The 18,444-nt window shown below is 72.5% G+C and carries 22 protein-coding genes; 6 read left to right on the forward strand and 16 right to left on the reverse strand.

All coding sequences use genetic code 11. The features are described from left to right. Positions 1 to 91: 91 nt before the first annotated feature. A complete protein-coding gene (locus tag ACFVHI_RS35175; protein WP_380346009.1) occupies positions 92 to 1,306 on the reverse strand; it encodes a helix-turn-helix domain-containing protein in 1,215 nt (404 codons plus the stop codon). Positions 1,307 to 1,485: 179 nt separating this feature from the next. Between ACFVHI_RS35175 and ACFVHI_RS35180 the strand changes: the two genes are divergently transcribed. Then, the gene (locus ACFVHI_RS35180) at positions 1,486 to 1,701 is read left to right on the forward strand and encodes a DUF397 domain-containing protein (RefSeq protein WP_380346011.1); all 216 of its coding nucleotides are present in this window, start codon (positions 1,486 to 1,488) and stop codon (positions 1,699 to 1,701) included. Positions 1,702 to 1,838: 137 nt separating this feature from the next. Here the strand turns inward: ACFVHI_RS35180 and ACFVHI_RS35185 are convergent, their stop codons facing one another. The 3 genes from ACFVHI_RS35185 to ACFVHI_RS35195 all read right to left on the reverse strand — a co-directional run bounded on the left by ACFVHI_RS35185 (position 1,839) and on the right by ACFVHI_RS35195 (position 3,599). Beyond that, the gene (locus ACFVHI_RS35185) at positions 1,839 to 2,339 is read right to left on the reverse strand and encodes a nucleoside deaminase (protein WP_063352916.1); all 501 of its coding nucleotides are present in this window, start codon (positions 2,337 to 2,339) and stop codon (positions 1,839 to 1,841) included. Positions 2,340 to 2,425: 86 nt separating this feature from the next. Continuing rightward, positions 2,426 to 2,896, reverse strand: coding sequence for a cyanase (gene cynS / locus ACFVHI_RS35190; RefSeq protein WP_380346013.1), 471 nt, complete (start codon positions 2,894 to 2,896; stop codon positions 2,426 to 2,428). Between the two features lie 88 nt (positions 2,897 to 2,984). After that, positions 2,985 to 3,599 (reverse strand): carbonic anhydrase, encoded by a 615-nt coding sequence (locus ACFVHI_RS35195; RefSeq protein ID WP_063352918.1) that lies wholly within the window; start codon positions 3,597 to 3,599, stop codon positions 2,985 to 2,987. 123 nt (positions 3,600 to 3,722) lie between these two features. Between ACFVHI_RS35195 and cynR the strand changes: the two genes are divergently transcribed. After that, positions 3,723 to 4,631: a transcriptional regulator CynR gene (gene cynR, locus ACFVHI_RS35200; protein ID WP_063352919.1), complete on the forward strand. Its 909-nt coding sequence runs from the start codon at positions 3,723 to 3,725 to the stop codon at positions 4,629 to 4,631. A 50-nt stretch (positions 4,632 to 4,681) separates the two neighbouring features. On the opposite strand, the gene ACFVHI_RS35205 is transcribed toward cynR, so the two are convergent. Then, entirely contained in the window at positions 4,682 to 4,942 is a 261-nt protein-coding gene (locus tag ACFVHI_RS35205; RefSeq protein WP_063352920.1) for a hypothetical protein, read from the reverse strand. A 240-nt stretch (positions 4,943 to 5,182) separates the two neighbouring features. On the opposite strand from ACFVHI_RS35205, the gene ACFVHI_RS35210 reads away from it, so the two are divergent. Then, positions 5,183 to 5,674, forward strand: a complete 492-nt coding sequence (locus tag ACFVHI_RS35210) for a Ser-Thr-rich GPI-anchored membrane family protein (protein ID WP_063352921.1) — start codon at positions 5,183 to 5,185, stop codon at positions 5,672 to 5,674. Here ACFVHI_RS35210 and ACFVHI_RS35215 read toward each other — a convergent pair. Beyond that, complete coding sequence (locus ACFVHI_RS35215; RefSeq protein WP_063352922.1) at positions 5,658 to 5,972, reverse strand: hypothetical protein; 315 nt, start codon at positions 5,970 to 5,972, stop codon at positions 5,658 to 5,660. The genes ACFVHI_RS35210 and ACFVHI_RS35215 overlap by 17 nt on opposite strands. Before the next feature lie 270 nt (positions 5,973 to 6,242). Between ACFVHI_RS35215 and ACFVHI_RS35220 the strand changes: the two genes are divergently transcribed. Continuing rightward, positions 6,243 to 6,986: a class I SAM-dependent methyltransferase gene (locus ACFVHI_RS35220; protein WP_063352923.1), complete on the forward strand. Its 744-nt coding sequence runs from the start codon at positions 6,243 to 6,245 to the stop codon at positions 6,984 to 6,986. Between the two features lie 59 nt (positions 6,987 to 7,045). On the opposite strand, the gene ACFVHI_RS35225 is transcribed toward ACFVHI_RS35220, so the two are convergent. After that, complete coding sequence (locus ACFVHI_RS35225; RefSeq protein ID WP_063352924.1) at positions 7,046 to 7,477, reverse strand: hypothetical protein; 432 nt, start codon at positions 7,475 to 7,477, stop codon at positions 7,046 to 7,048. 9 nt (positions 7,478 to 7,486) lie between these two features. Beyond that, a complete protein-coding gene (locus ACFVHI_RS35230) occupies positions 7,487 to 8,227 on the reverse strand; it encodes a hypothetical protein (protein WP_380346017.1) in 741 nt (246 codons plus the stop codon). Positions 8,228 to 8,402: 175 nt separating this feature from the next. Here ACFVHI_RS35230 and ACFVHI_RS35235 point away from each other — a divergent pair, with 175 nt between their 5' ends. Further along, positions 8,403 to 8,975, forward strand: coding sequence for an SMI1/KNR4 family protein (locus ACFVHI_RS35235; RefSeq protein WP_380346018.1), 573 nt, complete (start codon positions 8,403 to 8,405; stop codon positions 8,973 to 8,975). Between the two features lie 3 nt (positions 8,976 to 8,978). Here the strand turns inward: ACFVHI_RS35235 and ACFVHI_RS35240 are convergent, their stop codons facing one another. The 8 genes from ACFVHI_RS35240 to ACFVHI_RS35275 all read right to left on the reverse strand — a co-directional run bounded on the left by ACFVHI_RS35240 (position 8,979) and on the right by ACFVHI_RS35275 (position 17,162). Further along, positions 8,979 to 9,683 carry a 2OG-Fe(II) oxygenase gene (locus ACFVHI_RS35240; RefSeq protein ID WP_380346019.1) on the reverse strand — a complete coding sequence of 235 codons (705 nt, stop codon included), beginning with the start codon at positions 9,681 to 9,683 and terminating at the stop codon, positions 8,979 to 8,981. A gap of 81 nt (positions 9,684 to 9,764) precedes the next feature. Continuing rightward, entirely contained in the window at positions 9,765 to 10,307 is a 543-nt protein-coding gene (locus ACFVHI_RS35245; protein ID WP_063352926.1) for a hypothetical protein, read from the reverse strand. A 235-nt stretch (positions 10,308 to 10,542) separates the two neighbouring features. Next, positions 10,543 to 11,700, reverse strand: coding sequence for a hypothetical protein (locus ACFVHI_RS35250; RefSeq protein ID WP_380346021.1), 1,158 nt, complete (start codon positions 11,698 to 11,700; stop codon positions 10,543 to 10,545). Positions 11,701 to 11,758: 58 nt separating this feature from the next. Next, complete coding sequence (locus tag ACFVHI_RS35255) at positions 11,759 to 12,628, reverse strand: sphingomyelin phosphodiesterase (RefSeq protein ID WP_380346022.1); 870 nt, start codon at positions 12,626 to 12,628, stop codon at positions 11,759 to 11,761. A gap of 318 nt (positions 12,629 to 12,946) precedes the next feature. Beyond that, positions 12,947 to 14,377: a transglycosylase family protein gene (locus ACFVHI_RS35260; protein WP_380346024.1), complete on the reverse strand. Its 1,431-nt coding sequence runs from the start codon at positions 14,375 to 14,377 to the stop codon at positions 12,947 to 12,949. A gap of 108 nt (positions 14,378 to 14,485) precedes the next feature. Beyond that, complete coding sequence (locus ACFVHI_RS35265; protein WP_363378141.1) at positions 14,486 to 16,252, reverse strand: hypothetical protein; 1,767 nt, start codon at positions 16,250 to 16,252, stop codon at positions 14,486 to 14,488. Positions 16,253 to 16,436: 184 nt separating this feature from the next. Next, complete coding sequence (locus tag ACFVHI_RS35270) at positions 16,437 to 16,652, reverse strand: hypothetical protein (RefSeq protein ID WP_063352931.1); 216 nt, start codon at positions 16,650 to 16,652, stop codon at positions 16,437 to 16,439. A gap of 195 nt (positions 16,653 to 16,847) precedes the next feature. Continuing rightward, positions 16,848 to 17,162: a hypothetical protein gene (locus tag ACFVHI_RS35275; protein ID WP_063352932.1), complete on the reverse strand. Its 315-nt coding sequence runs from the start codon at positions 17,160 to 17,162 to the stop codon at positions 16,848 to 16,850. A 174-nt stretch (positions 17,163 to 17,336) separates the two neighbouring features. Between ACFVHI_RS35275 and ACFVHI_RS35280 the strand changes: the two genes are divergently transcribed. Continuing rightward, complete coding sequence (locus tag ACFVHI_RS35280; protein ID WP_063352933.1) at positions 17,337 to 18,332, forward strand: helix-turn-helix transcriptional regulator; 996 nt, start codon at positions 17,337 to 17,339, stop codon at positions 18,330 to 18,332. Positions 18,333 to 18,444 lie beyond the last annotated feature (112 nt).

The following is an 18,444-nucleotide window of genomic DNA, read 5'->3' on the forward strand; positions in this document are numbered from 1 at the left end:
GAGACCGCCAAGCCCTACCGCTGGACCTACGAGGGCACCCCACTCAAAGCAGCCTGATCAACACCCCTCCACGAACTTCCGCAGAGCAGCACTAGTCAGTCAGCCCCAGGGAGCGGGCAAGCCTCTTCAGGCCGGGCGGGCGCGCCGGACCTGCCCAGAGGTCGGAGACGATGGCCACGGCGAGGGTGTGGTGCCGCATCCAGCCCGGCGCTACTCGCTGGAGCTTCTCCAAGGTCGACACCGCTCCCGCCGCGTCCCCCATGTCCGTGTACGCGCGCGCTACGTCCAGGAGCAGCCAGGTCCGCCAGGACACCGGGGTGTCGTTGCTGAGCCGGATTCCCTTCGCGAGCCCCAAGGCTTCCTCCGGCCGGGCGAATTGGACCGCGAGCCGAACCCGCTCGATGCGCACCGAGGAGCTGTTGAACACGCTGACCATGCGGCCGTCGGCCGAGGTAGGAAGCTTTGAAAGGCGTCTGGTCGCCTGCTCTGCGGTCAGCATCATCTCGGATGCCCCGTCATAGTCGCCGCTTCGGGCCGTGCTGGTCGCTGCGGACATGATCAGTCCGCCCCACACCTTGAGCCCCTCCGCCTTCGACGAGTGCTCGTTCTCCACTCCGTCCGCTGCGTGGATGGCCAGCGTCTGCGCGTCGCCGAGCCGGTTCTGGCGCTGATACGCCCAGGCCACCGAGTTGCAGATCATCGCTCCCAGCAGCGGGTCTTCCGCCGAGTCCGCTGCCGCTATTGCCCGTTCGAGACTGGACAGGCCGAGATCTGTCTTCCCGAGACGGATCGCGAGATGCCCGCCCAGTTGGAGAGCCTTGCCGAGCGCATGATTACCGGCCAGGCGATCCTCGCCGCGGCCCACGGCCGCGGCGAGGCGGGCATCCGCGATTATCGCCGGCAATGTCTCCATGACCCTGCCGAAGTCGGCCGCGTGATACAGGGTCCAGGCCTCTGCGATCTCGCCACGCAGCAGCGGAATCGACAACTTCTCCACGCCGTCCGCCACCGGCAGCGGCGTGAACAAAGGCGGCATGATCGCCCGCCGCACCGCGACCAGGCCAGGCGGATCCGCATCACCTGTCGACGGCACCGCCGGTGGATCGCCCAGAAGCGCAGTCAGTTCAACGCCAAGCCCCTTGGCCAGCGCGTGAAGTGTCGGAAGCCGCGCCGAATGCTTCCGCAACTGCTCAAGCTTCCGAACCACATCCACCGACACGCCCGACTTCTCAGCCAGGCCCTCCTGCGTCAGATCGGCCAAGCGCCGCAGCCGCTTGACCCGATCCCCAAGATGATCGCTCGCCATGCTTCCGACACTACGCGCACGCACGCCCCGACCAGCGCGAGTTGCCAACCCCGCACCCCAGCTCACCACCCGCGCGCCGCCGCCCCTGCCCGGGGGCGGCGGCCGGGAAGCCTAACCCGACGCCGGAGTGGGAAGTCATCCCCACCGACTTCCCACTCCACCCACAGGAGGCAACCGCGATGGCAACCACCTGGCGCAAGAGCAGCTACAGCGGCAGTGGCGGTCAGTGCATCGAGGTCGCCGACGGCTTCACCGGTGTGCAGCCCGTCCGAGACTCCAAGGACCCCGACGGGCCCGTCCTCTGCTTCCCCTCCGCCGCCTGGCAGGCCTTCGTCATCGCCGTCCGCACCGGCGAGTTCGACGCCCGGGAGACCCGCCTCTCGGCGAAAGGCTGACTGCGGCGACCTGATCGACCCGGGCACCGACGCGACCGGGATGCCCCGTGCTTCACCTGCGGCGGCGGGGGCCCGGCCGTTCTCCAGCCGGATCCACGCGGCCTTCTCGATCGGCTCGGGCATCGTGTGCGCCCTCGTCAGGCCGCGACGGGCGCGCCGGCGACGCGGCGTTCGCCGCCGTTGCGCTCGCGCCACGCCCGGTAGACATCGATGGCCGCGTCGCTGGGCAGGTAGCGCATCGGCAGCCGGCGCTCGTCCCAGTTCTTGGCGAACTCACTGTAGAAGGTGGCGAGTTCGAAGTACTTGCGGTCGTCGACGTAGTGCGGTTCGTAGTCGTCGCGGGTGGTGAGGAAGACGACCTCGTCGGGGCTGCAGTAGTAGAGCGAGCCCAGGCACATCGGGCAGGGGTGGGCGAGGACGTAGATGGTGGTGCCGGTCAGGTGCTCGGTGCCGAGCCTCGTGCAGGCGTCGCGGATGGCGAGGATCTCGGCGTGCGCGGTGGGGTCGCCGGTCTGGGCGACCTTGTTCGGGCTCTCGGCGAGGATCTCGCCGTCCTTGACGATGACGGTGGCGAACGGGCGCCCGCCTTCGGCGACGTTGCGGCGGGCGAGGTCGATGGTGTGCTGAGCGAAGTCCACGGTGGCGGTTCCTTGCCGGTCGGGGGCGGGCCGGGGTGGGACGGCGGGCCGGGGGGCCTGTCGGTCCGCCCCGGCCCGCGCGGGGGTCAGAACGGCTTGGTGGGCAGGTACTTGCCGTCCAGGGTGATGACGGCGCGGTGGCCGCCCTCGGGGTCCTCGACGGTCTTGACGTCGAGCTTGAAGTTGATGGCGCTGATGATGCCGTCGCCGAGCTGCTCGTGGACCAGGGCCTTGAGGGTGGTGCCGTAGACCTGGAGCATCTCGTAGAAGCGGTAGATGGTCGGGTCGGTGGGGATGCCGCCGGGGATGCTGCCGCGCAGCGGGATGGTCTGGAGCAGCCGGGCCGCGTCCTCGTCCAGGCCCAGGAGCTCGGCGACGGCCTTGGCCGCGTCGGCGGGCAGGGCGTGCTGGCCGAGCAGGGCGGCGGTGACGAAGGCGACGGACAGGCCGGTCGTGTCGGCGAGCTCCTGCCAGGTGAGGTCCTTGCGGATCTTGGCGTCGACGACCTCCAAGGCGAGCTGCTGACGGGCGGTCTGGTCGAACTGCGCGTGCACCATGGGGTGGGCCTTTCGGGGATGGGTCCGGGGCGGGTGCCCGGACCTGGTCTGGGGATGTGGGAGGGAGTGGTCGGAGGGGACGCGGTGGTCAGCCTGCCAGGGCGACGAACCGTCCGCTGTCGGTGTCGAGCGTCTCGGCGGAGCCGGATCCGATGTCGTAGACCCAGCCGTGCAGGGTCACCCTGCCCTGCACCAGGGCCTTGGCCACCGACGGGTGGGTCTTCAGGTTGGCCAGCTGGGCGAGGACGTTGTCCTTCACCAGGGCGGCGACCCGCTCCGCGCCGGCCGGGTGCTCGCCCGCGTCGGTGCGGGCCTTGGCGACGTCCGCGTGGTGCAGCCAGGTGGCGACGGCGGGCAGGCCGGTGAGGTCGCCGCCGGAGGCGAGGGCGGTCATCGCACCGCACGCGGAGTGCCCGCAGACGATCACGTCCGTGACCCCGAGCACGCCGATCGCGTACTCGATGCTCGCCGCGACACCGTCCGCGCCCCGGGTGTACGGGGGCACGAGGTTGCCGGCGGTGCGGATGACGAACAGCTCGCCCGGATCGGTCTGGGTGATCAGCTCCGGCACGACCCGGGCGTCCGAGCAGCCGATGAACAGCGCGGTCGGCTGATGGGTGGTGGCGAGCCTCTTGAACAGTGCCGCCCGGGCCGGGAACACCTCCCGGCTGAACCGCTGGAAACCCTGCGCCATCTCGTTCATGAGGTCACTCCTTCTTCGACGACCGTTGGTGCCTGTCGATGACCTCAACGATGCATGACCTGGCCCTATAGCGTCCAAGACGTGGTAGCCATCATTGCCATCAGTGCTGCCTATAGTTGGCTCATGGAACTGCGCCACCTCCGGTACCTGCTCGCCGTGGCCGAGCACGCCAACTTCACCCGCGCCGCCGAAGCCCTGCACGTCTCGCAGCCGACCCTCTCGCAGCAGATCAAGCAGCTGGAGAGCTCTCTGCACGTGCAGCTCCTCGACCGCTCCGGGCGCACCGTGCGCCTCACCGACGCCGGCCAGGCCTACGCCCACTACGCGCGCCGGGCCCTGCGCGACCTCGCGGCGGCCGAGCGCGCGGTGCGGGACGTCAAGGACCTCTCACGCGGCACCCTGCGCCTGGCCGTGACCCCGACCTTCACCGCCTACCTGACCGGGCCCCTCATCGGGGACTTCCACGCGCGCCACCCCGGGATCAGCCTGGACGTCCGCGAGATGGCACAGGAACGCATCGAGTCCGAGCTGGCCGCCGACCAGCTCGACCTCGGCATCGCCTTCGGCGGAGCGCACCTGCCGGCCGTCACCGCCACCACCCTGTTCACCGAGCACCTCGGCCTCGTCGTCGCCTCCGACCACCCGTACGCGGCCCACTCGGGCCCGCTCCCGGTCCGCGCACTGGGCGACCAGCAACTCGCCCTGCTCAGCGGCGACTTCGCGACCCGTCAGCACATCGACCGGTTCCTCTCCGACCACCGGGTCCGGCCGCGGATCGCCATCGAGGCCAATTCCGTCAGCGCGCTCGTCGCGATCGTCCAACGCACCAGCCTCGCCACCGTGCTACCCGACGCCACCACCCGCGAACACCCCCACCTGCGCTCCGTCCCGGTCGACCCGCCGCTCCCCTCGCGCGCCGTCGCCCTGCTCCGCCGGGACACCGCCTACCAGAGCGCCGCCGCCCGCTCCTTCAGCGACCTCGCCCGGCACCGCGCCCACACCTTCGACCACACCCCCGACGGCCCGGCCTGAAGCGGGCCCGCCCGTCCGCGCCCTGCGGACCGGCGGGCCCGGTCACGCACTCAGGACGAACCCTCACCACGGATCAGCCGCAGCGCCGGCCCCGCACGCCCGGCCCCTCGCCCGGCCCTGCGCCGCTCGGCTTCCCGCTCGGCCTCCTGTTCGGCCACCAGGTCCGCCGACACGCGGGCGCCCAACGCCCGCAGCTCGGCCTTGCGCTCCTCGTCGGCCTCCTCGTCGCCCGGGTAGGCGGCCACGTACTTGACGCCGTGCTCGTCCTCCCAGGCATAGCTGCGGTACTGCGTCGTCGCCTCGTCCGCCACAGGGAACCTCCGCTCCTCGTCTTCGGGGTGACCCACCGTAGGCGACCGACCCGCACCGAAAAAGGAGCCGTGACGCCCGCACCTCACACCCCGTCACGCGGCTGACGGGCCGCTTGCCGCCCTCAGGCCCCGGGCCACGCCCCCCTCACGGGCCGTCCGTCACCGACGGCCGTTCCCCCGATCGAGGGAAGGGGCGCCCGTCCGTGCGCTCGTCGGGGGCCGAACCGAGACACTGGGGCCATGAGGATCTGGAACGGCCCCGTCCTGGGCATGGTGGCACTGGCCGCCGCCGCCATGCCGAGCCTGCTCGCCACGGTGCCGGCCCAGGCGCAGGCCGCCGGCCTGGCGGTGGCCGCCCACTCCGCCGAGCGCACGTCCCGACGCGACGTCTACGTGCCGCGCATTCTCTCCCCTCGGGCGGGGGCGCTCTGGCGGGTCGGCGAGCGGGTCGAAGTCACCTGGGACGTCTCGGATCCGCCGGCGCAGATCACCAACCGCACGGGGTCCATCACCTTGCGCGCGGGCAGCGTCACCCTCCTCGACCGCGTCCTCGCCCGTGACTTCGACATCCTGCTGGGACGGATGGAGGTGACCGTGCCGGACGTCCCCCCTGGAGACGACTACCGGGTCGTCCTGTCCGGTGATTCCGGCAACTGGTCCGAGCCCTTCACGATCACGTCGGACGGCCGGGCCGCCCCACCGCCGGGTGCGCCGACTACTCGTCGTCGGTGAAACTGACCGAGCCGATGCCGCGTCGGATGCTCGAACCACCCGACCTGATGGTCCCGATCTCGTCCCGGCAACCGGCGCCGAGGAAGACGGCCGCCTCCGCGTCGGTGTCGTTGTACAGCTCGGCGACGCGGCGGCCGAGGTCGTAGCAGCGGTCACCCTCGGGGTTCTCCAGCGTGTGCTCCTGGTTGTTGCTGATGTAGGTGAAAGTCCCCTCCGCGGCTTGGGCGTTGGCCGGGACCGCGATGCACAGAACCGCAGCGGCACCGACGGTGACCAGCGTCCTTCCGAGGCTCTTCACGGACTCGTCTCCTTTGAACGGCGGGCTTCCTCAGCGCTGCCAGTGTGGCCGTTCGGACGCGCGAGGACGCGGGACGTCACCCGAATGGACCTTCGACGGCGTTTCCCCGCCCCCCGAAGAGTGGTGTCGGGCGATAGGAGGGTGCGCACCCCGAGCCGCCGCCACCGACCAACTTCTTTGTGTCATCTGCCAGTACGGCGGCCCGGCGGGGCGGAGGAGACTTTCCGCCACGGCCGCGACCCGGCGGGCGACACACAGGAGGGGCGGCACGTGGGCGTGCAGCAGTACGACGGGATCGGCGAGGCGTTCGAGGGGTTCAAGTCCCTGCCGTTGATCCGCTACGGGGAGGTGCCGAGCTTCCTGGGCCTGGTCGGGGACGTGGCCGGCCGGTCGGTCCTCGACCTGGCGTGCGGCACCGGCTTCTACAGCAGGGAGTTCAAGCGGCGCGGCGCCACCGACGTCCTCGGCGTCGACATCTCCGCCGAGATGGTCGCCGCCGCGCGCACGATCGAGCAGCGCGACCCGCTGGGCGTGCGCTACGAGGTCGGCGACGTGGCCGAACTGCGGCCCCTCGACCGTCACTTCGACATCGCACTGGGAGTGCAGTGCCTCAACTACGCCGAGGACGTCGCGGCGATGGAGCGGATGTGCCGCAACATCCACCGGAGCCTGGTACCGGGCGGGGAGTTCTTCGCACTCGCCCAGAAACCCGACTACCGCTTCGACTGCCCCTCCCTGGACAAATACGGGTTCCGCTGCGAGCCGACCGGCGAGGAGATCGAGACGGGCCCGCAGGTGCGGATCACCGCCCTCCTCGACCCGCAGCCGATCAGCATCGTGGGCGCGGCCCCGCGCCGCGAGGTCTACGAGGAGTGCCTGCGGGCCGCCGGGTTCGGCGACGCCGAGTGGGTCCCACTCCAGGTGTCCGAAGCCGGCCTGCGCGAATTCGGCGAGGACTTCTGGGCGGACCTCCTCGCCAGCCCGCCGCTGGAACTGCTGCGCTGCCGCGCCTGACCGGCCCGGAGCCGTCGGCCCGGAGCGGTCGGCCCGGAGCGGTCGGCCCGGCCCGGGTGTCAGAGATCCAGCCACCGCTTCCACCGGCCCGTCAGGGCGATGTCGGCCTCCTTGAACGCGGCCTTCCACGCACCGCCCTCGCGCACCATCGCGTAGCGGGCCTCGCCGCCGATCAGCCCTTCCGGTACGTACACCCAGCACCTGACCGGCGACTCCTGTTCGACGCGCAGGATCGGCGCCTCGAACTCCGGCGGCGTGCCGAAGCACAGCAGGTCGTAGCGCGACTGGTGCCGGGCCAGCGCCCTGGCCGCCAGATGCCTGGCGAACACCTCCTTCACCGCCGCCAGTTGCTCGCCGCCCGTGGTGTCGTGCCGGCAGGAGGCCATCCACTCCTCCCACCGGCGCATCTCGTCGAAGAAGTCCTGCGCGGCCGCTCGGGCGCCTGCCGCACCCTGACCGCCCTGACCGCCCTGCCGCTCCTCCGGTGGCATCGCCGCGCCTCAGCTCCAGTCGAAGGTCAACAGGGCCAGCCGGTCGACGGGTTCGAAGAACAGCATGATCCAGTCGGCGCCGCTGCTGCGGTAGTGCCAGCCGGGCACCGCCGCCACGAACTCGAAGCGGCGGCCGGACGGGCCGACCGGCCAGGTGCGGTCGCCGTCGTAGTCGAGCGGGAACACATCGGTCTCGATCCAGTTGCCGGCGGAGTCGGCGTAGCCGCCGAGCTGGTCAAGGAGCGCCATCTCGCCGGCACTGCCGGGGTACGGCAGGCCGTCGTCGCCGAGGTGGACGAGCCGGCCCTCGCGGCGGAAGCTGTCGCGGTGCGCCCGGTAGCTGCGCTCCTGGCGTTCGCAGTGCTCGGCGAGGTCGGCGTGGAACCCCGGCCAGGGATCGGGGACTTCGCCCGGGCCCGCCGCCCGGGCGAAGTAGCGCAGGTCACCGGCCAGGCGGAAGCGGTCGCCCTCCAGCGTGAAGCCGAGCCAGTTGGACGCCTGGAGCCCCGTGTGGAAGGCCGAGGTGTGGTCGCCGATACAGCCCTCCGACGGCTCCAGCGGGCTCAGCAGGTGGATCCACCCGTGCCAGGCCGGGTTGACCTGGGCCAGGTCGATCGAGACCAGCGGGTGCAGGTGCCGGGCCAACTCGGCCTGGTCGGCGACGAAGACGTCCGCCGGATCGGGGTAGATCCGCAGGGCCGCCCCGGCCGTCATGACGTCCTCCCGCACGGGAGTGTCTTCCACGGACATCCGGACCTCCTACGGTGACCACGCATCGACGGCCGGTCGGCTGACGATCAGCCCCTTCCTACCAGGTGGCTCTGACAGGAGCCCTGGCACCGCCCGATGACTGATGACTGTCGGTGGCCGGTGCTACGTTCCGGTCCTCGACTCGATCACTCGACACGACGAAGGGGGCTTCCCGATGCAGCAGCTGTGGGCGCGGATCGAGGCCGCGCTGGAACGGATCGCCCCGGAGGTGGCGGCCGCGATGCCGCCCGGCGCCACCGACGGGCAGATCCGGGCGGCGGAGGCCGCGATGGGGGTGCAACTCCCGCCGGACGTCCGGGAGTCCTACCGCTGCCACGACGGCCTGCCGGGGGTCCTGATCGGTCTGCACACCGCGCTCCACCCGCTCGACGCGATGGTGGACGACTGGCGCGAGCGGTCCGTCGACGCCGGGGACCCGCCCTGGGACGAGCGGGCGGAGGACGGCGTGATCCGCCGGGACGTCGCCTGGTCCGCCGGATGGATCCCCTTCATCTCCATCGGCAACGGCGACGTGATCTGCATCGACCTGGACCCGCCCACCCCGCAGCGCCGCGGCCAGATCATCGACTGGTCGCACGAGGGCTGGCGGGCCGGCTACGAGGCCGCCGGCCTGCGGGAGTTCCTGGAGGCCTTCGCCGCCGACCTGGAAGCCGACCGCTACCGGGCCGACGAGACGCGCCGCGCCTGGGACGGCAGCGGACTGCCGCTGGTGATGCTGAAGGACTGAGCGTCAGCGCACCCCGCTCGCCCCACTCGCCCCGTTCGCCGGATCGGGGCTGCACAGCCAGCCGTTGACGGCGAAGCGGCTGTCCTCGGCCTGCCGGCTCGGACAGCTCACCGGGCGCACCTCGTGCCAGGCGGTGGGGCGGAAGAACACGATGCTGTCGTGCTCGGGCTCCCAGTCCCGCCAGGTGCGCTTCTCCCACTCCCCCGTCGTCCCGCCGTACAGCGGCAGGGCGGCGTCGAACACGCGCAGCTCGCCGCCGCCGAACGGCCGGGGCGTTCCGTGCAGGTAGTAAACGAAGGTGAGCAGGCGCCGGGGGGAGAACTCGGCGCTGGTGTCCTGGTGCGGCCGGTAGAAGTCGCCGTCGTTGTGCACGTTGAGGGTGTAGTCGGGCTCGGTGTCGCGGCAGGACACGCCCAGGGTGTGCTCGACCGCCTCCAGCACCTCGTCGATGGCCGCCAGCAGTTCGGGTGCGGCGAACTCCCGGCACGAGCGGGAGCGGCGGAAGTCGGGGGCCAGCTCCCGGTCCCCGATCAGGGAGGGCTGCAACGCCTCGCCTGCGGAGGCGACGGCGACGGCGCGTGCCAGCAGGGCGCCGGCCGTCCGCTCGCCCAGGAGCCCGGTGATGCGGCAGACCGTCACCGGGAGCCGCCAGATCGCGTCCGTGCTCACCGGCGACGGCTGCTCCGTCGCGGTGTCCGGCCCTGTCATGGTCTCCCGCCCTCTCGTCGTCACGCGGCCTCGAACGCGCTCACGCCCGGTGCCGCATCGGCCGGTGCCGCACCCGCGCCCCTACCGGCTCCAGTCCACCGGGACCACGTCCTGCTTGAGCCCGCGGTCGCTGCACACGGCACACGGGCTGCCCGGGACGCCGGGGCCCTGGTCGGTGCCGATGGTGATGGCCCCGTGCGCGCCGGCCGGGGCGTGGACGCCGTCGCCGACCATCGCGGCCTCGTAGCCGCCCAGCAGTTCCTGCAAGGTGCCGGGGCCCAGGTTCTCGGGGGCGGTGATCGCGGCGATGCCGTCGTAGTCGGTGTAGGCCGCGCCCAGCGTCCGGCCGCCCACGGTGGCGAACACGATCCGCGCGCCGCGGATGGGCTCCCCGGTCACCGCGTCGGAGGCCATCGCGTGGATGTTCTCCAGCTGCATCTGGGTGACGTTCAGGCTCGCCTGGCTGGTCGTGAGCCTGGTCGGCTTGAGGCTGGGGCACTCCGCCGCCCCGCTGCACGACGGGGCCGACGAGGCGGCCGCGGACGCGGTGACCGCGCTCCCCGCACCCAGCGAGGCCAAGGCCGCGGCCATCACCGCGACGGTCTTGCGACCAACAGAGCTCATGATCCACTCCCGTGGGAACCGCCCGCGCGTACTCCGCTGCGACGCCCGAGGGCCATGACGGCCGGGCGCGCGCGGCACGCGACGGGTGCCGCCCCCCATCGGACGACACGGCCGAGCGTAGCCACCGCCCGTCCGGCCCAACCAGCCGACGACCACGAGTTCGCAAGATCTGATGAACAGTCAACAGAGTGGTGACGGCGTTAATCGGGGTGCAGCGGCCGGCGGCGCCGGCCCCTCAGTGGCGCGGCGGGTGGGTGGGAGCCGTCCAGGACGCGTGGGCGTTGAACGTCAGGCCCGCCCGGTCCGAGGGGGGCGTGTGGTCCGGGTCGTTGCGGACGACCTCGATGCGGTGGCTCTCCACGTACAGCGCGGTGAGGTGCAGGCCCGGCGCGGGGGCGCGGACCTCCTGCCGTTCCCGGGTCATGGCGGTGACGAAACGCGTGCTGTCGTAGCCGAGTTCGCGGCTGAGGGACGCGGCCGCCCTGGCGCCGTGGCCCTCGATCTCGACGCCCGCCTCGAACCCCACGGACAGGCCGACGGCTTCGCGGCAGGCCTGCGACTGCGCCTCGTCCACCCCCCACGGGACGGTGGCGCCGACCGTGCCCGGGCCCGGGTCCTCCCGCAGGTCGGTGACCGCGACCCGGGTGTAGAACCGCTGGCGCCGCACCGTGTACGTCGGCGAGTTGCGCAGGATCCACTCCGTGGACGCGCCCCGGTCGAGGACGGCGGTGCACGGGAGGACCACCTCCCGGTCGACGACGGGCTCGGTCCGCTCGGGCGCGTCGCCTCCGTCCGTGACGGCCGGGCCCTGCGCCGTCCCCTGCCGGACCTGCCGCATCGGCACGTCCAGCACGTGGACGTCGCCTGGGTCCTCCCCCTCGTAGTCGCCGTCGAAGTAGGAGATCCAGGTCGCGATGCCGGGGGTCAGCAGGCAGCCCGTGCCGCCGGGGATCGTCTCGGGGCGGACGGTCTCGGGGATCTCCAGCCCGCCGCGCCCGCGCCAGGCGCCGACGGCCACGTAGGGGCGTCCGCCGATCTCCTCCTTCACGCAGCGCAGGTCGCCCTGGGCGACGAAGGCCGCGCCGCCGAGGTCGCGCAGGACGTCACGGGGCCCGTGGACCGTGTCCGAGGACCACAGCGCGCTCAGCGCCCGGTACCCGGGAGGGGCCACCGGCACCAGGCCGCGCAGCACCCCGTCGGAGTCGGTGACCTTGCGCCACTCCTTGGGCTCGGCCAGCGCGGCCGAGCCGCCGGTGCTCCCCCGCACCCAGGTCATCGGGGCGTTGTCGGGGATGACGCTGCACAGGGCGTGGTAGCCCTCGGGCGGTCTCGTCTCGCCGGTGCTGAAGACGAAGGTGAGTTCGCCGAACTGCTGTGGTGCCGAATAGCTCATATCCGCTCCTCCTGTCGGACGACTCGCGCTTGCCGGGCGACCGCCCCAGGGCCCGGGCTCAGCGGCCCGCGGTCACCGGGTAGTGGTCGCTGTAGTCGGTGAAGGCCCGGCCGCCCGCCTCCCAGGTCGGCGAGGCGGTCTTCAGGACCTCGCTCGTCCAGGCGTCGCACGGCGGGGCGTGGCCCTTGCGGAGCAGGACGTGGTCCGTGTCCTCGGCGGGGTCGGCCGGGTGGCGTTGCAGGGCGGCGTCGTTGGCGATGGTGTCGAAGGAGTACTTCCAGCCGGTCCGGGGGCCCGCCTCCTGGAGGTTCCCGAAGCCCAGGACGTCCTGGAAGTCGGGCGAGTGGCGGTCGGTGTTGAAGTCCCCGGCGACGATCACCGGCTCGTGCGCCGGGATCCGGCGGTCCGTCAGGAAGACGTCGATGTCGCGCAGCTGGGAGCGGCGCATGATCCTCGCCCGGCCGGTCGGGCACGCGCCGTCGTCGGACTGCAGGTGGGTGCCCACCACGTGCACGCGCCGGCCGTCGACCTCCAGTACGGCGTAGGCGAAGCCCTTGGCGGCCTCGGCGTCCCAGCCGCAGGCCACGTCGTGGACGTACTGCTCCATCCGCAGGATGGGCCACCGGCTGACGATCGCGACCCCGCCGCGGGCGTGCAGCGGGGAGATCTGCCGGCCGTGCGTGGCGGCCCAGCCCGACTCGTCCACTCCGACCACCGGCGTGCGGTGGCGGTACCCCCGGCCCTCCAGGCCCTGCATCAACTCCTCGGAGGGGCCGGGGTCGAAGAGTTCCTGGAAGACCAGCACGTCGTGGTCCGCGACGTACGCGGACTCGGCGATCAGCCGTGAGCGCGCCGCGTTGTTCCAGTCGCCCTCGCTCTTCTGCGTCAGCCCGGACAGGAACATCACGTTGTGCGTCAGAACCTTCAAGGCCGTCCTCTCCGAACCGGCGGGCGCGGGGCGCACACACGGCGGAACCGGTCCGGGGCGCCCCGCCCCCCAAGTCAAGGGGGTCGGCCCGCGCCCGCCGGCGTCGACGCGCCGGTGCCCCGGCGGATGCCACGGGGCGCGGGGGGCACTGCGGGCTCGCGGCAGAGCCGGGCGGGGCGTGCACGGACGATTCCGCGCCGGTGCGGAGCCGCCCCTCCGACCGCAGGGGGCGAGCACGGCACGCGGCGCGGCGGCGGCACACGTCCGAGCCGCCCGGCGGGTGTGGCCGGGCGGCTCGGGGGTGGTCGGGGGCCGGGGTTACGCGGTGGTGGTCGGGAGCTTGGCGGTCAGCGCGGTCGGGACGTTGACCACGTCGGCGAGGCTGTACTTGCCGGGGCCGAAGTCGCCTGCGGTGAGGGCCTTCTTGCCGCCGCCCGCGACCAGCCAGACGGTGGAACTGTCGGGCGAGAGCAGCAGGGTGCCGTCGGTGGGGGCGCTCTTGGCGGCGGCCCCGCCCAGCCAGGTGCCGGGGACGCCCATGAGCGGCTGCTTGTCGTAGCCCATGGCGGTGAAGTCGGCGTAGGTCAGGGAGACCGCCAGGCCGCCGGCCATCACGTAGACGGTGGAGTTGGTGCCGGCGGCGTCGGTGAGGACCGTGCCGTTCTTCAGGGGCTTGGCGACGGCGCCCTGCAGCCAGGCCTCGGGCACGCCCATCAGGGTCTTGGTGTTGTAGCCGTCGGCGGTCCACTCGCTGCCGGAGATGGGCAGGGCGGTGCCGTTGACCATGACGTACATCGACGGGTCGGTGCCGGCCTGGCCGTTGACGACGGTGCCGTTCGGGACGGTGGCCTGGGTGGCGGAGGCGAGCCAGGCGCCGGGGACGCCCATGTCGGCGCGGGTGTTGTAGCCGTCGGCGGTCCACTCGGCGCCGGAGATGGGCAGGGCGGCGCCGGAGACGACGACGTAGCGGGCGTTGCCGCCGGCCTGGTCGTGGACGACGAGGCCGGTCGGGAGGGTGTTGGTGAGCGCGTTCTGCAGCCAGGCGGTGGGGACGCCCATGTCGGGGCGGGTGTTGTAGCCGGCCGCCGTCCAGTCCGCGCCGGAGATGGGCAGCGCCGCGCCGGCGACGACGACGTAGCGGGCGTTGCCGCCGGCCTGGTCGTGGACGACGGTGCCCTCGGGCGGGGTGGTGGGCAGGGCGTTGAAGCGGGCGTCGTCCACCAGGACGATCTTGCTCAGGTCGTAGCCGTCGGGGGCGACGTCGGAGCCGGCGACGGGCAGGCCCGCGCCGCTGATCAGGACCTTGACCGAGGCGCCGTTGGGCGACTTGACGAGCGTGCCGGTGGGCAGCGACGCCGGGTCGGGGTAGGAGGTGCCGGCCGGGTAGGGGTTGGCGTGGTCGGCGCCCAGGTTGGCCCCCGGGCCGCAGACCGGCCAGGCGCCCTGGCCCTGCCCGGCGAGGACCTTCTCGGCTATCAGGATCTGCTGCTGCTTGGTCGCCCGGTTGGCGTAGGGGGCGTACTGGCTGCCGCCGTAGGCGAGCCAGGTGCTCTGGGAGAACTGGAGGCCGCCGTAGTAGCCGTTGTTGGTGTTGATGCTCCAGTTGCCGCCGCTCTCGCACTGGGCGACCTTGTCCCAGGTGGACACCGAGGCCGCGGAGGCCTGGCCGCCGAGGGCGAGCGGGGCGGCGAGGGCGAGCAGGGCGGTGGCGGCGGCGAGGGCCGGTGTCTTGCGGGCGGCGGCGGTCATGACGGAATTCCCCCTGGGCAGGTACGGGTTGGCGGGTGTGCGAGCAGGTGTGCGGGTGCCGGGCGGCCCGGCCGGCGGTGGCCGGGCCGCCCTGGCGGGGTGGGCGCGTCAGGCGACGGTGGGGAGCTTGGCGGTCAGCGCGGTCGGGACCTTCACCACGTCGGCGGCGTTGTAGGAGCCGGGCGCGGCCGCCTTCTTGCCGCCGCCGTTGACGACCTGCCAGACGGTGGGGCCGTCGGAGGACTGCAGCAGGGTGCCGTCGGCGGGGGCGCTCTTGGCGGCGGCCGCCTGCTCCCAGCTGCCGGGGGCGCCGCGCAGCGGCAGCTTGTCGTAGCCGTAGCCGGTGAAGTCGGCGTAGGTGAGCGGGACGGCCAGGCCGCCGGCCATCACGTAGACGGTCGAGTCGGTGCCGGCGGCGTTGGTGATCAGGGTGCCGTTGGCGAGCGGGCGGGCGACCTCGGCGGCCTCCCATGCCTCCGGGACGCCCAGGACCGGCTGGTTGGCGTAGGTGGTGGTGAACTCGGCGCTGGTCATCGGCAGCGCGGAGTTGTTGACCATCACGTAGATCGACGGGTCGGTGCCGGCCTGGCCCTTGATCAGGGTGCCGTCCGGGACGGTCTTCCTCGCCGTGGTGTTGAGCCACTCGCCGGGCACGCCCATCAGGGACTGGAGGTTGTAGCCGTCGGCGGTCCACTCGGAGGCGGAGATGGGCAGGGCGGCGCCGCCGACGACGACGTAGCGGCTGGGGTCGGTGCCGGACTGGTCCATCAGGACGGTGCCGTTGGGCATGGGCTTGGCGATGGCGGCCTTCAGCCAGTCGCTGGGCACGCCCATCAGGGACTGGGTGTTGTAGCCGTCGGCGGTCCACTCGGCGGCGGAGATGTGCATGGCGGTGCCGTTGACGACGACGTAGCGGCCGGCGTCGGTGCCGGACTGGTCCATCACGACGAGTCCGGTGGCCGGGCTGGTGTTGATCGCGCCCTGCAGCCAGCTGGACGGGACGCCCATGTCGGCGCGGGTGTTGTAGCCGTCGGCGGTCCAGTCCGAGCCGGAGATGACCAGCGCCGCGCCGCCGACCACGACGTAGCGGGAGGAACCGCCGGCCTGGTCGTGGACCACGGTGCCGGGCGGCGGCACGGTGGGCAGGGCGTTGAAGGCGCCGTCGTCGACCTGGACGATCTTGCTCAGGTCGTAGCCGTCGGGGGCGACGTCGGAGCCGGCGACCGGCAGGCCCGCGCCGTTGATGATGACCTTGACCGAGGCGCCGTTCGGGGACTTGACCAGGGTGCCGGAGGGCAGCGAGGACGGGGAGGTGCTGACGTCCTCGACGACGTTCTTGTAGCGCCGCGCCTTGTAGTCGCCGTTGGGGTGCGAGTCGAACTTCGCGGCGTTGATGGAGGCGCCGGTGATGTGCTTCACCGGGGTGGAGCCGAAGGAGTAGTAGGAGAAGGTGGTGTGGCCGGGGTCGTCCCACTTCTCGAAGAGCAGGACGTGGTCGTAGAAGCTGTTGAGGACGTCCCCGGGGCGCAGGTCGCTGCGCGGGATCTCGTAGCTCTCGTCGGTGGCGATGGACTGGGTGGTGGCGCTGTAGCCCAGGTGCCAGGCCATGGAGACGTAGCCGGAGCAGTCCTTGCGGTAGTAGCGGCCGCTGGAGTCGGGGAAGGTCGCGCCCTGGTTGTAGGTGAGGCCCGGGTTCTGGTTGAACCAGTACTGGGCGCGGGAAAGGATCTCCGACCGGGTGATCTGGCCGCCGACGGTGGACGAGGCGGCGGCGTGGGCCGCGGTGGTGGTGACGGCCGTGGCGGCTATCGCGCCGGAGGCGGCGATGGAGGCGGCGAGGGTGATGCGGGCGAGCTTGGAGAGCGCGGAGGGCATGACGACGCGTCCTGACGGTGTGAGAGCGGCGGTGGGCGCCCGGTGCGGGCGCGGGAAGTCGAGGGGCGTGGCCCGGAGGGAGGCGGACGGCTGCCCTGCAGGAGCAGCGGTCGGGTGGCCTCGGGCGACGGCGGGGCGGGTCAGTCCCGGATGGTGTTCACGGAAGTGGCCGGCGCGGGGCGGGTCAGTCCCAGATGGTGTTGGCCGGGGTGACGGTGACCGGCGCGGGGGTGGTGACCGGCGCGGGGCCGTCCCAGATGGTGTTCGCCGTCGTGGCGGCCGGGGCGGGGGTGGGGCCGTCCCAGATGGTGTTGGCCGAGGCCTGGCCGGCGATCGGCAGGACGGCGGCGAGGGCGAGGGCGGCGACCGCGGCGGCCTTGGCGAGCGGGGTGCGAAGCATGGGGGTGGACCTCTTTCGAGAACTGGGCGGGTGACGGTGGGTCCGGTGTCGCGTCCCGCGGTAGACGCTCGGCCGGTTTGCCTCCGGGCGGTGGGCCCTGCTGGCGAGTACTAGCTTCGTCGCAGTTCAGGGCGGGTGGAAGGGCTCTCCGGTGGACGGAAGCGGCAGCGTCCGGATCCGTCCAGCCGGGCCGGATCAGTCCAGCAGGCGCTCGTAGAACGGCGCGACGAGCGGGGCTCCGACGCGGGTGAGCGTCCAGCCGTGCAGCGCGGGGACGGTCTCGACCGCGCGCCGGCAGAACGTGTCGACGACGGTCTCGGCGGCGCTCAGCCGGCCGGCGACCAGGTAGACGCCGAGGACGGCGCCGGGGCCGGCGCCCTCGTGCACGGCGACGTGTTCGATGCGCTCCTGGGGCCGCGCGCTCGCCAGCAGCGCCCCGGCGGTGTCGGGCGCGAGCGCCGCTGCCGGGGCCGGGACCGGGGCCTGGATCTCGGCGTGAATCAGGTACATGGAACGGACTCTGCCGAACCGTCGACATCCCGGCATAGAGGATCAACCTGGACGGTTCCGGCGGTGTCCGGAACCGTCCAAGGGCCCTTGCTGGCCCCCTCTCGCACTCGCGTGCGATGATCGCGTACGCAGCGATTGGCGATTCAGGCCTTACACACCGGGGGGTAACGAGGCATGCTGACCGCACTCGGGCTGGATGCCGTGTCGGAGAGCGTCTACCGCAGCATGCTCGCGCATCCCGGCGACGGGGTGCGGGCGCTGGCGGAGCGGCTCGGGCGCAGCGAGGAGGAGGTCCGGCGCTGTCTGGACCTGCTGAGCGAGCTGGCGCTGATCCGGCCCTCCTACGAGCGGGAGGGCGAGCTGCGTGCGGTGTCGCCGCAGGTCGGCATGGAGTTGCTGATGGCCCGTCAGCAGGCTGATCTGGCGGCGCAGCAGCTGCGGATCGAGGCGTCCCGGGCGGCGGCTGCGCAGTTGATCGCGGAGTACGCGGATCTGCGGCCGGCCGCCTCGCACGCGGGGGTGGAGCAGTTGGTGGGCCTGGACCAGATCCGGGACCGGATCGCTTCGCTGGCCCGTGGTCTGACGGCGGAGATCATGACGTTCGCGCCGGGTGGCGGGCATTCTCCGGAGAGCATCGAGGCGTCCCGGCCGCATGACCGGGATCTGCTGGGCCGGGGGGTGCGGATGCGGACGGTGTACCTGGACAGTGTGCGCAACAGCCAGCCGACGGTGGCGTATGTGGGCTGGTTGGCGGAGCTGGGCGGGGAGGTGCGGACGGCGCCGGAGCTGCCGACCCGGATGATCATCTTCGATCGGGCGACGGCGCTGATCCCGGTCAGCGGGGAGGACACCCGGGCGGGGGCGGTCGTGCTGACCGGTCACGGGACGCTGGTGGCACTGTGTGCGCTGTTCGAGCACGTGTGGGGCCAGGCGCGGGAGTTGGGGCCGTCGGCGGTGCGGGACGAGGGCGGGCTCAGTGCGCCGGAGGCGACGGTGGTGCGGTTGCTGGCGCAGGGGCTGACGGACGAGGCGATCGCCAAGCGGCTGGGGGTGTCGTCGCGGACGGCGCGGCGGGTGGCGACGGATCTGATGGAGCGTCTGGGTGCGCGCAGTCGTTTCGAGTTCGGGATGCGGGCGGTGCAGAACGGCTGGCTGCCGCAGCAGTTGTAGGGCGTTCGCGCGGGTGGCCGTGGCGGGAGCCGGGCGGCTGGTGTGGGTGCGGGTGTGGGTCCGCCCGCCGCCCCCCGGGCGCGGGGGGGGGGGGGGGGGCCGGGGGTGTGGT

Origin of the sequence: Kitasatospora sp. NPDC127121 (assembly GCF_042677305.1) — a bacterium.
Classification (GTDB): Bacteria; Actinomycetota; Actinomycetes; order Streptomycetales; family Streptomycetaceae; genus Kitasatospora.